The organism is Pseudomonas sp. GW823-FHT02E01 (assembly GCF_058797535.1).
On sequence record NZ_JBXAJS010000007.1, the window covers coordinates 174,709 to 187,917 of the forward strand.

The 13,209-nt window shown below is 62.3% G+C and carries 11 protein-coding genes; 6 read left to right on the plus strand and 5 right to left on the minus strand.

Going from position 1 to position 13,209, the window contains the following annotated elements; all coding sequences use genetic code 11:
• Nucleotides 1-52 precede the first annotated feature (52 nt).
• From AC1RDQ_RS18755 to AC1RDQ_RS18765, 3 genes are all read left to right on the plus strand, one after another.
• Nucleotides 53-1,702 (plus strand): acyl-CoA dehydrogenase family protein, encoded by a 1,650-nt coding sequence (locus AC1RDQ_RS18755; RefSeq protein WP_492587855.1) that lies wholly within the window; start codon nucleotides 53-55, stop codon nucleotides 1,700-1,702.
• Nucleotides 1,703-1,866: 164 nt separating this feature from the next.
• Nucleotides 1,867-3,366: an AMP nucleosidase gene (amn, locus tag AC1RDQ_RS18760; RefSeq protein ID WP_223500225.1), complete on the plus strand. Its 1,500-nt coding sequence runs from the start codon at nucleotides 1,867-1,869 to the stop codon at nucleotides 3,364-3,366.
• 72 nt (nucleotides 3,367-3,438) lie between these two features.
• Nucleotides 3,439-4,074, plus strand: coding sequence for a pseudouridine synthase (locus AC1RDQ_RS18765; protein ID WP_340314685.1), 636 nt, complete (start codon nucleotides 3,439-3,441; stop codon nucleotides 4,072-4,074).
• Here AC1RDQ_RS18765 and AC1RDQ_RS18770 read toward each other — a convergent pair.
• Both AC1RDQ_RS18770 and AC1RDQ_RS18775 read right to left on the minus strand, forming a co-directional pair.
• Nucleotides 4,069-4,278 carry a DUF2788 domain-containing protein gene (locus tag AC1RDQ_RS18770; protein WP_008022976.1) on the minus strand — a complete coding sequence of 70 codons (210 nt, stop codon included), beginning with the start codon at nucleotides 4,276-4,278 and terminating at the stop codon, nucleotides 4,069-4,071. The two genes, AC1RDQ_RS18765 and AC1RDQ_RS18770, sit on opposite strands and share 6 nt — an antisense overlap.
• 213 nt (nucleotides 4,279-4,491) lie before the next feature.
• Entirely contained in the window at nucleotides 4,492-4,971 is a 480-nt protein-coding gene (locus AC1RDQ_RS18775) for an Lrp/AsnC family transcriptional regulator (RefSeq protein ID WP_007937367.1), read from the minus strand.
• Nucleotides 4,972-5,408: 437 nt separating this feature from the next.
• Here AC1RDQ_RS18775 and AC1RDQ_RS18780 point away from each other — a divergent pair, with 437 nt between their 5' ends.
• Nucleotides 5,409-6,452: a DUF6515 family protein gene (locus AC1RDQ_RS18780; RefSeq protein WP_492587856.1), complete on the plus strand. Its 1,044-nt coding sequence runs from the start codon at nucleotides 5,409-5,411 to the stop codon at nucleotides 6,450-6,452.
• On the opposite strand, the gene AC1RDQ_RS18785 is transcribed toward AC1RDQ_RS18780, so the two are convergent.
• Nucleotides 6,446-7,342 (minus strand): cation diffusion facilitator family transporter, encoded by an 897-nt coding sequence (locus AC1RDQ_RS18785; RefSeq protein WP_057713176.1) that lies wholly within the window; start codon nucleotides 7,340-7,342, stop codon nucleotides 6,446-6,448. The two genes, AC1RDQ_RS18780 and AC1RDQ_RS18785, sit on opposite strands and share 7 nt — an antisense overlap.
• 42 nt (nucleotides 7,343-7,384) lie before the next feature.
• Nucleotides 7,385-7,804 carry a hypothetical protein gene (locus AC1RDQ_RS18790; protein ID WP_057713177.1) on the minus strand — a complete coding sequence of 140 codons (420 nt, stop codon included), beginning with the start codon at nucleotides 7,802-7,804 and terminating at the stop codon, nucleotides 7,385-7,387.
• Between the two features lie 109 nt (nucleotides 7,805-7,913).
• Between AC1RDQ_RS18790 and hrpB the strand changes: the two genes are divergently transcribed.
• On the plus strand, nucleotides 7,914-10,430 hold the full coding sequence (hrpB, locus tag AC1RDQ_RS18795) for an ATP-dependent helicase HrpB (RefSeq protein ID WP_492587858.1): 2,517 nt from the start codon (nucleotides 7,914-7,916) through the stop codon (nucleotides 10,428-10,430).
• 128 nt (nucleotides 10,431-10,558) lie between these two features.
• On the opposite strand, the gene AC1RDQ_RS18800 is transcribed toward hrpB, so the two are convergent.
• Nucleotides 10,559-11,479 (minus strand): LysR family transcriptional regulator, encoded by a 921-nt coding sequence (locus AC1RDQ_RS18800; RefSeq protein WP_057713179.1) that lies wholly within the window; start codon nucleotides 11,477-11,479, stop codon nucleotides 10,559-10,561.
• A gap of 227 nt (nucleotides 11,480-11,706) precedes the next feature.
• Between AC1RDQ_RS18800 and AC1RDQ_RS18805 the strand changes: the two genes are divergently transcribed.
• A complete protein-coding gene (locus tag AC1RDQ_RS18805; protein WP_492587859.1) occupies nucleotides 11,707-13,197 on the plus strand; it encodes an aldehyde dehydrogenase in 1,491 nt (496 codons plus the stop codon).
• Nucleotides 13,198-13,209: the final 12 nt, after the last annotated feature.

The window sequence follows — 13,209 nt, forward strand, 5'->3', positions numbered from 1 at the left end:
CCGAGGGGCGGTGCTTAACTGAAGTCCCTTGGCCGACCAAAGGAGCCCTGTCATGAACCTGCATCAGTTCGCCGAAACCCACGAAGTCACCAACCAGCCACCGTCACTGGACGGCGCCAACCTGTACCGCATTGACTTGCCGTTGCAGGAATGGTCGCGGCGCTTCGGGGCCGGTTGGGCCGAATCGCGGATCGACGCCTATGGCGCGCTGGCCGGTGGCCCGTTGATGGAAGCCGGGTTCCTGGCCAATCAGAACAAGCCGGTGTTCAACAGCCATGACCGGTTTGGTCATCGCATTGATCTGGTGGAGTTTCATCCGGCCTACCATCAATTAATGCGCACGGCGGTCGAACATGGCCTGACCTCGCTGCCCTGGGCGCACCCGCAGGACGGCGCCCATGTCGCCCGCGCATCCATGACCTATCTGCACAGCCAGGCCGAGGCCGGCAGTGGATGCCCGCTGACCATGACCTTCGCCAGCGTTCCGGCCATGCGCCTGCAACCGGACCTGGCGCAAAAGTGGCTGCCGAAAATCCTCGCCACCGAATACGACCCGCGCAATGTCGGCATGGTCCACAAGCCCGGAGTCACCATCGGCATGGCCATGACCGAGAAGCAGGGCGGTACCGACGTGCGGGCCAATACCACCAAGGCCTATCCGGTCGGCGCCAGCGGTCCGGGCCAGGCCTATGAACTTGTGGGGCACAAGTGGTTTTGCTCGGCGCCGATGTGCGACGCCTTCCTGACACTGGCGCAGACCGACAAGGGCCTGACCTGTTTCCTGTTGCCGCGCCATCGTCCGGACGACACGCGCAATCAGTTCTATATCCAGCGCCTGAAGAACAAGCTCGGCAACTGCTCCAACGCTTCCAGCGAAGTGGAGTTCCGTGGAGCATTGGCGTGGATGGTCGGTGAAGAGGGCCGTGGCGTTCCGACGATCATCGAAATGGTCGCCATGACCCGCTTCGATTGCATGGTCGGTTCCAGTTCGCTGATGCGTCAGGCGCTGACCCAGGCCAGCCATCACTGCGCTCACCGATCGGTTGGCGGCAAACTGCTCAGCGAACAGCCGTTGATGCAGAACGTGCTGGCGGATCTGGCGCTGGAAAGCGAAGCGGCCCTGGCGTTGAGCCTGCGCATGGGCCGGGCGCTGGATCATCTGGATGATTCGCAGGAAGCCAAATTCGCCCGCCTGGTGACGGCGGTGGGCAAGTACTGGATCTGCAAACGGGCGCCGGCGATGATCAACGAAGCGGCCGAATGCATGGGCGGCGCGGGTTATGTCGAAGACAGCATCCTGCCGCGGCTTTACCGCGAGGCGCCGGTGAATTCGACCTGGGAAGGCTCCGGTAACGTGCAGTGCCTCGACGTGCTGCGTGCCCTGTCGAAAGAACCAGGCGTGCTCGATGCGCTGTTCAGCGAGTTGGGCGATGGCCATGGCGACAAGCGCCTGGCTGCGCACATCCATCAATTGCAGGTGGCCTTCAAGGACACCAGCGACATCCAGTACCGCGCCCGGCAACTGACTGAAGACATTGCCCTGGGACTGCAGGCGAAGCTGTTGCTGGAAGCCGGTAATGCGGTGGTCAGTGATGCCTTCATCGCCAGTCGTCTGGATGGCGGCGGCCGAGTGTATGGCGCGTTACCACGAGGCCTGGACGTGGAAGCGATTGTCGCCCGTTCGACTCCGCAGGGCTTCTGATCAGCGCCGTAAACTCCTGTGGGAGCGAGCTTGCTCGCGATGACGGATCAACATTCAACAGTGATGTTGACTGATGCGCCGCTATCGCGAGCAAGCTCGCTCCCACAGTTGTTCTCTGTACTCAGTCAATGCCACTGTTCCCGTGAAGCGACGATGCAGGCAAGATGAAGGTCTGCAAGTCAGAACACAGGATGCTGATCGTGACCGAAGCTTTTATTGTCGTTCAAACCGCCGAGCAAGCCGTGGATCGGCTTGCACTCTTGCACAATCGTGCAACCACCGCGCTGAGCCAGGCGCTCAAGCGCTACCTCAAGGATCGCGTCGAGCCCGATGCAGAACAGCGCTCGATGTTCCGCTATCCCGAATTGCGCCTGACCTATCACTGCCAGGGCGAAGTCCCGCAGACCACCCGTGCCTACGCCAAGGTCCAGCTGCCGGGCACCTACAGCGTCACCGTCACCCATCCCTCGGCTTTCCGTAAATACCTGCTGGAACAGCTCGTTCCGCTGATGCACGACTTCACCGTGACCGTGGAAGTCGGTGTCAGCCAGCAGAACATCCCGTATCCGTATGTGGTCGAGCAGGGCGATGAGCTGGCGGGTTCCGGTGTCACTGCCCCCGTGCTGGCGCGGGTGTTCCCGAGTACCGACCTGTCGGCGGCGACCGACGGCATTGCCGACGGTCTGTACGATTGGGAAAACACCGATCCGCTGCCGCTGGCGCTGTTCGATGCCGCGCGGGTGGATTTCTCCCTGCGCCGACTGGTGCATTACACCGGCAGCGACTGGCGGCATGTGCAGCCGTGGATTCTGCTGACCAACTATCACCGCTACGTCGATCAGTTCATCGTCCATGGTCTGGAGCAACTGCGCAACGACCCGCGTTTCGTGCGCATGGTGCTGCCGGGCAACGTGATCATCGAAAAGAGCATGGATCACGGCGAAGCCTCGGCGATTGCCGCCGGGGTGGTCTGGCACCGCTACCAGATGCCGGCCTATCACCTGATTGCCAGCGATGGCCACGGCGTGACCCTGGTGAACATCGGTGTCGGCCCGTCCAACGCCAAGAACATCACCGACCACCTGGCCGTGCTGCGCCCGCACTGCTGGCTGATGATCGGTCACTGCGGCGGCCTGCGTCAGTCGCAGACCATTGGCGACTACGTGCTGGCCCACGCCTACATGCGTCGCGACGGGATTCTCGACCGGGTGGTGCCACCGAACATTCCGATTCCAGCCCTGGCCGAAGTGCAGATGGCGCTTCAGCAAGCGGCGGCCAACGTCACCGGCGAGAAGGGCGACGAACTGAAGAAACGCCTGCGTACCGGCACCGTGCTGACCTACGACGACCGTAACTGGGAGCTGCGCTGGGCGCAGGAACGGCCGCTGATCAACCTGTCCCGCGCCGTGGCGGTGGACATGGAAAGCGGCACCATTGCCGCGCAGGGTTATCGCTTGCGAGTGCCGTACGGCACGTTGCTGTGCGTCTCGGACAAGCCGCTGCACAGCGAAATCAAGTTGCCGGGCTCGGCCAACGCTTTCTATGAGCGCGCGGTCAGCCAGCACCTGAAGATCGGTATCGAGGCGGTGGATCTGTTGCGCACCGAACTCAACTCACTGCACTCGCGCAAACTGCGCAGCTTCGACGAGCCGCCGTTCCGCTAACGGTTTGTCATGGTCATTTGGCGGTCAGGGCACTAGCATTAGCAGCCCTGACCGTTAGATGTTGTTTTGCCCATGTCGCGTCCATCTCGTCCACCTTCCCGTCGCCCCGGCGCGAAACCATCCCCATCAGCCCCGCGCCGTGTCGCCAAGGCGCCACCAGCCGAGCCGAAGCTGATCCTGTTCAACAAACCTTTCGATGTGCTGACGCAATTCAGCGACGGCGAAGGGCGCGCGACCCTCAAGGATTACATCGATGTGCCGGGAATCTATCCGGCCGGACGACTGGACCGCGACAGCGAAGGCTTGTTGCTACTGACCAACGACGGCCAGCTTCAGGCGCGGATCGCCGACCCGAAACACAAGCTGGCCAAGACCTATTGGGTGCAGGTCGAGGGCGAGCCGAACACCGAACAGTTGCAGCGCTTGCGCGACGGCGTCGAATTGAATGACGGCATGACCTTGCCCGCCGAGGCACGGCAACTGGACGAGCCTGAGCTGTGGCCACGCAATCCACCGGTTCGCTTTCGTAAAAGCGTGCCGACCAGCTGGCTGGAGTTGGTGATTCGCGAAGGGCGCAACCGGCAGGTGCGGCGCATGACCGCTGCGGTCGGGTTGCCGACCTTGCGCCTGGTGCGAGTCAGGATCGGCGACTGGACGATCGAAGGGCTCGATCAGGGGCAGTGGAAAGAAGTACCGGCGCGCTTATAAAGTGCCGGATTCGATCAGGCCGATGACCACACTTTTGATCACGAATGCAGCAACACCAAGGCCGAGCACGAAGAACAGAATGAACGAGCCAAAGCGCCCGGCCTTGGACTTCTTCGCCAGATCCCAGACGATGAAACCCATGAAAATGATCAGGATCGTGACCAGTCCGGTCATCATCCACTCTTCGAATACTGCAGGATCCATCGAACATCTCCAGCACAGGCGAGGCTAAAAGGGCGCGGCGAGTATACGCCGCACTGGCTTCGTGCAGTATTGACCTGCGTCGGTGTGTCGCAGTCATTCGTCGCCTGTGCCGGCCCCATCGCGAGCAAGCTCGCTCCCACAAAGTTTTGTGTTGACCGCAGTATCGTGATCCATACAAAACCTGTGGGAGCGAGCTTGCTCGCGATGGCGTCCTCAGCTGCGCAGATGAGTCAAAGGCAGTTCGGTGCTATTCAACACCTGATTCAACACAAAACTCGAGCGCACGCTGGTCACGCCTTCAATCCGCGTCAGATGCCCCAGCAGCAGTTTCTGGTAGTGATCCATGTCCGGCACCACGACCTTGAGCTGATAGTCGGCATCCATCCCGGTCACCAGGCTGCATTCGAGCACTTGGGGCAGGGTGCGGATGGCCGCTTCGAAGTTCTCGAAACGCTCCGGCGTGTGACGGTCCATGCCGATCAGCACGTAAGCGGTCAGGCTCAGGCCGAGCATCTTGCGGTCGAGCAGGGCGACCTGGCGGGAAATGTAACCGTCGTCTTCCAGTTGCTTGACCCGCCGCGAGCACGGCGAAGGCGACAGGCCGATGCGCTCGGCCAGCTCCTGGTTGGAGATGCGTGCGTCGCGCTGCAATTCCGCCAGAATACTCAGGTCGTAACGGTCGAGCTTGCTCATCAATCGGTCCTTTGTCGTAACTATTGCGGAGGATTATGTATCTAGGGTTAAAAATTGCGCAAGTGATGTTTAATTCAGCAATCTTCGCAATCCTCTGCCGGCGCTCCCGGCCTATTCTTATCACCAGAATCACTGCTCGGACAAACAGTCCAGTGCGGCTCGCCGAATCAGGCCCGCCGCGGTCGCCACCCCCACCGGGGATGTGCCGGCCCCCGAGCTACACACTGTCCAGAAGACGGCGTGAGGTGAGCCGACGCCACAAGTGTCGAGCCAGGACGAAGTTCTCTAAAGGGAGGCCGACGGGTCTCCCTTTTTTCTTGCGTGGAATTTGACCCGCTGGCCTCAATAAATAAGTTGCGTGACAGATAACCTGTCGCAGAACCGGCCAGCGCTTTCCCAGTCTTAAGTACAGGCCCTTGCCCGCAATGAGGTAAAGCATGAAATCGCGCATCTGGCGTTTGGCCGGTGTTGGTTTGTTGTGTGTCAGTGTCTCGGTGCAAGCGATGGCCGATGAGCCGCAAAACCGTGGCCATGATGGCGGGCAACGCGGCCAGGGTGGGCATCAGGGCGATAACCAGGGCCGTGGTGGCGGTGACCAGCCGCATCCGCAAAACGGCCAGCAGCAGAATCAGCCCCGGGCGCAGAACAAGGACAACCGCCAGAAAGAGCACGGCGCCCAGAATCAACGTCAGGACAATGACCAGAGGCAGAGCCGTCCAGCACCGGATTTCAACAGCCAGGTGCGCTCGCCGCCGCCACCGCCGCAGATGCCGGCCACTGACATGCCAATCCAGCCCCGGCCCGACACCGTGCGCCAGACCCAGGAGCCGCAGCGCGGTTACTACCAGGACCAGCCACGTCGCAACGATGACAAACAGCGCTGGAGTGGTTACACCGTCGCACCGTCCTATGACAATCACGGGCAGGGGCGCCCGAGTGGGCGCGGCAACGGCTGGGGGCCTGGCCCCAGGTATCGTCCCGGTCATGTGATCGACCGCTTTCCCGAGCGCGACTACCGCGTGCCTTACCGTGGCATGGATTACTTCTATTCCGGTGGCTACTGGTATCGCCCGCTGGGCCCGCGTTACGTGGTGGTGCAGCCACCGCGCGGGATTCGTGTCAGGTACCTGCCCGATTACGCCGAGCAGGTATGGATCGGCGGGGCGCTGCTGTTCCTGGCGGCCGGTTCCTATTACGCCTATCAGCAAAGCACTCAGGACTACGTCGTGGTCGAACCGCCGGTTGGCCAACCGCAACCACCCGCTGGCAACAGCGGTTATGACGTGGAGGCGTATCCAGCCAACGGGCAGTCGCCGGAGCAGGTCAGTCGGGACGGTTACGAGTGTTATCAATACGCGGTGCAGCAGAGTGGTTTCGATCCACGAACCGCCACCTACCAGCCAGACCCGTCGGTGGTGCAAGCCTACCGACAGGCCCAGGGCAACTGCCTGAGCAGTCGCGGCTATCAGGTGACTTACTGATCCCGCGCGGCTTTCACCACTTCCTGAGGGTCGGCGTGCACCAGCACTTCGGCCCGCGGGTAGGCGGTGTGAATGGCGGCGGCAGCCTGATCGCTGATGCCATGGGCAACGGATAGCGTCAGCTCCCCCGGCAGCTCCAGATGCAACTGCACAAACCACTGGTTGCCGGAGATCCGCGTGCGCAGGTCATGGGCACCCAATACGCCGGGGACGCTGCACGCCAATTCCAGCATGTGCTGGCTGACCTCCGGCGGCAGTTCTTCATCCATCAACACGGCGAAGCTCTCCCGGGCGATCTGCACCGCGCTCCACAGAATGTAGACGGCGATTCCCAGGCCGAACCAGGGGTCGACCTGATGCAGTCCAAACCCGGCCAACACCAGCGCGATCAGAATGCTGCCGTTGAGCAGCATGTCCGAGCGGTAGTGCAGGGAGTCGGCGCGCACCGCGTTGGAGCCGGTGGCCTTGACCACCCGATGTTGAAACATCAACAACGCCAGGGTCAGCACGAGGGAAAACACAATCACGCCGATACTGATCCACGGTGCGCCCACGGGCTCGGGATGCTTCAACCGATCGTAGGCCTGCAACGCGATCAGTACCGCACTGCCGCCGATGAACAACGCCTGGGCCATGCCCGCCAATGACTCGGCCTTGCCGTGCCCGTAGCGATGATCATTGTCGGCGGGGCGCAGGGCGTAATGCACCGCCAGCAGGTTGAGCAATGACGTGACGCCGTCGAGTGTCGAGTCGGTGAGCCCGGCGAGCATGCTCACCGAGCCGCTCAACCACCAGGCGATGGCTTTGGCGACGATCAGGATGCATGCCACCGCCACCGAGGCACGGGTCGCCAGCCGCAGCAGGCGGGCGTGTTCGGAGCTGGAGGTCATAGGGGCCATCGTTCCTTGAAGAGTCCTTTCGCGCGTAGGGATTTACGCGGCGGGTTGCAGGCCGAACATCGCCAGTTGCTGGGCGTTGCCTTTGCTCTGGATCAGGCGTGGATCGTCCAGCGGGAAGCTGCGACCCAGTTCGCTTTCCAGAATAGTCTGCAACTTGCGGTTATCGACTTTGCCGTCGGCGCCGATGGCTTCCTTGAGTTTTTCCGGTGCAACTTGTGCGGTCTCTCCCGGCGCGTAGTAAATCGCGCCGGTGGCGAAGTCCACGGCAAACGCAATCAGGCCGGGAATGATGTAGAACAGCAGGCCCACGGCGTCGAGCGCGGCGATGGCCGGGTCGATCTTGCCTTCGATCTGGCCACGGCGATCCGGGTAGAAGATCGAACCGCAGGCGGTCACCTGAGTCAGCAAGGTTGCGACCAGAACACCGCCAATCAGGCGAAAGGGAGCACGCATATGAAATCTCCTGAGTAATCTCGAAACGAAACGTCGTCGGTATGAATTAAGACCCTGACGAACGCCTTGCAGTTCGCCGTTATACTCGCCGCTCTGTTTGGGAGCCAGCATGATTTCTTTGCCGATCGATGAAGTTTTACCCGCCTTGCGTGAAGCCCTCGCTACACGCCACGAAGCCGTGCTCGAAGCGCCGCCCGGCGCCGGTAAAACCACCCGCGTGCCTTTGGCCTTGCTCAACGAACCGTGGCTGGCCGGGCAGACCATCCTGATGCTTGAACCCCGCCGGTTGGCGGCGCGGGCGGCGGCGGAGCGGCTGGCCAGTGAACTGGGGGAGAAGGTCGGCGAAACCGTGGGCTATCGCATTCGGCTCGACAGCAAGGTCGGTCCCAACACCCGCATTGAAGTGGTCACCGAAGGCATCCTCACCCGGCGTTTGCAGGACGACCCGGCGCTTGAGGGCGTGGGCCTGCTGATCTTCGACGAATTTCATGAACGCAGTCTCGACGCGGATCTGGCGCTGGCCCTGAGCCTCAATGGCCGGGAACTGTTCCGTGACGATCAGCCGCTGAAAATCCTCTTGATGTCCGCCACGCTCGAAGGCGAACGCTTGGCCGGGTTGCTCGACGACGCGCCGATTCTGCGCAGCGAAGGGCGCATGTTCCCGGTGGCGATGCGCTGGGGCCGACCGTTCCAGTCCGGTGAATTCATCGAGCCGCGTCTGGTGCAGACCATTCTTGAAGCCTTGAACGACGAAACCGGCAGTGTGTTGGTGTTCCTGCCGGGGCAGGCGGAAATCCGACGTGTGCATCAGCAACTGGCCGATGCCTTGGGCGAAAACACTCAGGTTCTACTGTGCCCATTGCACGGTGAACTGGACCTCGCCGCGCAACGGGCAGCCATCGATCCGGCACCGGCGGGCAAGCGCAAAGTGGTGCTGGCCACCAACATCGCCGAAACCAGCCTGACCATCAATGGCGTGCGCGTGGTGATCGATGCGGGGCTGGCTAGGGTGCCGCGCTTCGACCCCGGCAGCGGCATGACCCGTCTCGACACCCAGCGCATTTCCAAGGCCAGCGCAACCCAGCGCGCGGGCCGGGCCGGGCGCCTGGAGCCGGGCGTGTGTTATCGCTTGTGGTCCCAGGATCAGCACGAGCAACTGGCGGCCTATGGCAGTGCGGAAATCCTTTCGGCGGACCTCGCCGGGCTGGCCTTGCAACTGGGACGTTGGGGCGTAAAACCCGAACAGTTGGTGTGGCTCGACGTGCCGCCTGCCGCCGCCTATGCACAGGCTCAAGATTTGCTGGAACGCCTCGGAGCGTTGGATGGCGAAACGCTGACCCGTCACGGTCAGGCCATGGCCGAACTGCCGGCGCATCCGCGCATCGCGCATTTGCTGTTGCGCGGCCAGGCGCTGGGACTGGCGGACATGGCCTGCGACGTCGCGGCACTGCTCGGCGAGCGCGATATCTTGCGCGGCGCCGGGGCGGACTTGCACAGCCGACTGGTATTGCTGTCTGGCGAAGAACGCGCCGCACGGGGTGCCCAGGGTGGGGTGCAGCGCGCACGGCAACTGGCGCGGCAGTATCGTGGTTACCTACGGGGCAAAGCAGCGGAGCCGGTCAGCGATCCAGATCACCCGCGCTGGCTCGGCGCATTGCTGGCGCTGGCCTATCCCGACCGGGTCGCTCAGCAACGGCGCGCCGGTGGTGCGGAATATCGCTTGGCCAACGGACGTGCCGCACTGTTCGCCGAGGCCGATAGCCTGATGAAGCAGCCGTGGCTGGTGATCGCCGATCTGGGCAGTCGCCAGGGCCAGCGTGAAGAGCGGATTTATCTGGCGACGGATTTCGATCCGGCACTCTTCGATTCAGTGCTGGCCGAGCAGGTTCGCTGCGTCGATCAACTGGATTGGGATGAACGTGAAGGCGTACTGCGGGCCGAGCGTCAGCGCAAGGTTGGTGAACTGATCCTCAGTCGTGAACCGCTGACCGGTCTCGATGAAACCGCCCGCAGCCAGGCGCTGGTCAACCTGGTGCGGCGCAAAGGGCTGGAGTTGTTGCCGTGGACCCCGGAGTTGCGTCAGTGGCAGGCGCGGGTCGCCTTGTTGCGGCAACTGGACTTGGCCAGCAAGGGCGAAAGCGAATGGCCGGATGTCAGCGACGCAGCGTTGCTCAAAAGACTTGAGCACTGGTTGATGCCTTATCTGGGCAAAGTCTCGCGACTCAGTCACTTCGCAAATCTCGACCTGTCGAGCATCGTCCACAACCTGCTGCCGTGGCCGCTGCCACAACGCTTGGACGAGCTGGCGCCCCATCATTTGAGCGTGCCGTCAGGCTCGTCGATTCGTCTGGATTACAGCGAACAGCCGCCGATTCTCGCGGTGCGCTTGCAGGAGTTGTTCGGCCTGGCCGAGACCCCGCGCATTGCCGGGGGGCGGCAGGTGGTCAAACTGCATCTGTTGTCCCCGGCGCGGCGGCCGGTGCAGGTAACGCAGGACCTGGCCAACTTCTGGCGCAGCACCTACGCCGAAGTGAAGAAGGATTTGAAGGGGCGTTATCCGAAGCATTATTGGCCGGATGATCCGCTGGTGGCCGAAGCAACTGCGCGGATCAAACCCCGTAAATAACGGTTAACACCGGACTCTGTGGCGAGGGGGCTTGCCCCCGTTGGACTGCGCAGCAGGCCCTGCTTTTCAGGTGAAGAGTTGGGGCCGCTGCGCGACCCAACGGGGGCAAGCCCCCTCGCCACATGAAGTTACTGCGATCTTTCGGATTTGGCGGTGAGCTGTTCGCGGCAGTAGTCCGCAAACAACTGCGCCGGTTTGGTCAGTTGCCCGCGTTTGAGCCACGCCGCCACCAGTCCCGAACCGGTGACGTCTTCAGCGATGTCCACGCACACCACTTTCTGCCCGTCGTAGGTGCACTCCGAATGCGGTTTGGTCACCAGGATCGAGAACCCGAACCCCTGGCCAACCATGCCCCGCACCATCTCGATCGATGGCGAGCTGAAGGCGATGCGTGGCGTCAGGCCCAGCTCATCGAACAGGCTGACGAAGTAGGTCCGACTCGGCTGCACGTCCAGAAGAATCATTGGCTCCAGGCACAGGTCCCGCAGCGACACCTGTGCCTGCTGGGCAAAACGGTGATCGGCTGGCAGCAGCGCGTAAGGTCGTTGCGCCGGCATCAGCGGTTCGGTCTCGATGGTGCCGTCCAGATCGTGCTCGTAAAGGATCGCCAGGTCGAAAGCGCCGGAGGTCAGGCCCTGCACCAGCTCTTGTTGCTCGCCGTCGCGGATGCGGATTTCCACCCCCGGATACAACGCCGAAAATCCGGCGATCAATTGCGGCAGGTATAGCGGCGCGACGGTTTCGAAGCAGCCGATATCGATCTGCCCGGAGACCACATCGTTGTCGGCCAGGGCGTTCTGTTCGAACTCCTTGGCCATGCGCAGCAGTTCCTGGGCCTTGCGGTAGAAGCGTGCACCACTGGGGGTCAATGACACGCCCTGTGCATGGTGACGAATCAGCAGCTGCACGCCGAAGCTGTCTTCCAGACCTTTGATGGCCGTGGAGATCGAGGGCTGGGCGATGTACAGCTTGCGCGAGGCCTCGGCGACGCTGCCGCACTCGACGGTGGTGATGAAGTATTTCAGTTGACGCAGATTGTAGGCAGCCACAGCGAACCTCGGGGGGAGAACGGATCAGGCATCCTGGCAATTTGCGCGCCACCCCTATCCGCTCGGGTAGCGATTTGTTGTGGTTGAACAATAACCACATGCTGCGCCAGAAGGGAGATTGGCTACGTAGTTTTTTCTTGGCCTGCGAACACATTTTTACTGGTTTTCCACCGCTTGGGCCTGAGCGACTATCCAATACACAAGAATGTCCTCTGGAGCATCTGAACGTGTTCGAGCTTGAGTATTGGCAACGCAAGGCCGCTTCCGTGCGGTTTCCCGACCAGGCCATGATCGACGGCCAGTGCCGCCCGGCGCAGTCGGGGCAGACTTTCGCCGCGATCAACCCCGCCACCGGCCAATGCCTGGCCAACGTTGCCGCCTGCGGCGAAGAAGACGTGAACTCGGCGGTACACAATGCGCGGCAGGTTTTCGAGGCAGGCACCTGGGCTGCGCGCTCACCGACCGAACGCAAGCAAGTGCTGTTGCGCCTGGCTGACTTGATCCTCGAAAACCGTGAAGAACTGGCGCTGCTCGATTCGCTGAACATGGGCAAGCCCGTCGCCGATGCCTACAACATCGACGTGCCGGGTGCCGCGGGAGTGTTCCGCTGGTACGCCGAAAGCCTCGACAAACTCTACGATCAGGTCGCGCCGAGTGCGCAGAACGTGCTGGCAACCATTACTCGCGAAGCCCTGGGCGTGGTGGCTGCGGTGGTGCCGTGGAATTTCCCTCTGGACATGGCAGCGTGGAAACTCGCCCCGGCCCTTGCCGCCGGTAACTCGGTGATCCTCAAGCCGGCCGAACAGTCGCCGTTTTCCGCCCTGCGCCTGGCTGAGCTGGCGCTGGAAGCCGGTGTACCTGCGGGTGTGCTGAACGTGCTGCCGGGGCTCGGCGAGCAGACCGGCAAGGCCCTCGGCCTGCACCCGGGCGTCGATTGCCTGGTGTTCACCGGCTCCACCGAAGTCGGCAAATACTTCATGCAGTACTCGGCCCAGTCGAACCTCAAGCAGGTGTGGCTTGAGTGCGGCGGCAAGAGCGCCAACCTGGTGTTTGCCGATTGTCAGGATCTGGACCTGGCGGCCGAGAAAGCCGCGTTCGGTATCTTCTTCAATCAGGGCGAAGTCTGCTCGGCCAACTCGCGGTTGCTGGTGCAGCGCTCGATCCATGACGAGTTTGTCGAACGCCTCAAAGCCCAGGCTGAACGCTGGTTGCCGGGCGATCCGCTGGACCCGTCGAGCGCCGCCGGGGCCATCGTCGACAGCCGTCAGACCGCGCGCATCATGAAGTTCATCCAACAGGCCGAACAGCAAGGCGCGACCAGGATCTGTGGCGGTCGGCAGTCGATCTTCAACGGCTCGGACAACTTCATCCAGCCGACGATTTTCACCGGCGTGACGCCGGACATGCCGCTGTTTCGCGATGAAGTATTCGGCCCGGTGCTGGCGATTACGGCATTCGACGACGAAGCCCACGCCCTGCAATTGGCCAACGACAGCGTCTACGGTCTGGCGGCTTCGCTGTGGACCGACGACCTCAACCGCGCCCACCGTGTGGCGCGACAATTGCGGGCCGGTACGGTGTCGGTCAACAGCGTCGATGCGCTGGACGTGACCGTGCCTTTTGGCGGTGGCAAGCAGTCGGGTTTCGGCCGCGACCTGTCCCTGCATTCATTCGATAAATACACCCAGTTGAAGACCACCTGGTTTCAATTGCGCTGATAACAAAACGGA

What these genes read in the sequence shown, in the direction of transcription:
- AC1RDQ_RS18755 (WP_492587855.1), top strand. Translation starts at nt 53, where the DNA reads ATGAACCTGCATCAGTTCGCCGAAACCCACGAAGTCACCAACCAGCCA.
- amn (WP_223500225.1), top strand. Translation starts at nt 1,867, where the DNA reads ATGAAGGTCTGCAAGTCAGAACACAGGATGCTGATCGTGACCGAAGCT.
- hrpB (WP_492587858.1), top strand. Translation starts at nt 7,914, where the DNA reads ATGATTTCTTTGCCGATCGATGAAGTTTTACCCGCCTTGCGTGAAGCC.
- AC1RDQ_RS18780 (WP_492587856.1), top strand. Translation starts at nt 5,409, where the DNA reads ATGAAATCGCGCATCTGGCGTTTGGCCGGTGTTGGTTTGTTGTGTGTC.
- AC1RDQ_RS18785 (WP_057713176.1), bottom strand. Translation starts at nt 7,342, where the DNA reads ATGACCTCCAGCTCCGAACACGCCCGCCTGCTGCGGCTGGCGACCCGT.
- AC1RDQ_RS18775 (WP_007937367.1), bottom strand. Translation starts at nt 4,971, where the DNA reads ATGAGCAAGCTCGACCGTTACGACCTGAGTATTCTGGCGGAATTGCAG.
- AC1RDQ_RS18770 (WP_008022976.1), bottom strand. Translation starts at nt 4,278, where the DNA reads ATGGATCCTGCAGTATTCGAAGAGTGGATGATGACCGGACTGGTCACG.
- AC1RDQ_RS18790 (WP_057713177.1), bottom strand. Translation starts at nt 7,804, where the DNA reads ATGCGTGCTCCCTTTCGCCTGATTGGCGGTGTTCTGGTCGCAACCTTG.
- AC1RDQ_RS18765 (WP_340314685.1), top strand. Translation starts at nt 3,439, where the DNA reads ATGTCGCGTCCATCTCGTCCACCTTCCCGTCGCCCCGGCGCGAAACCA.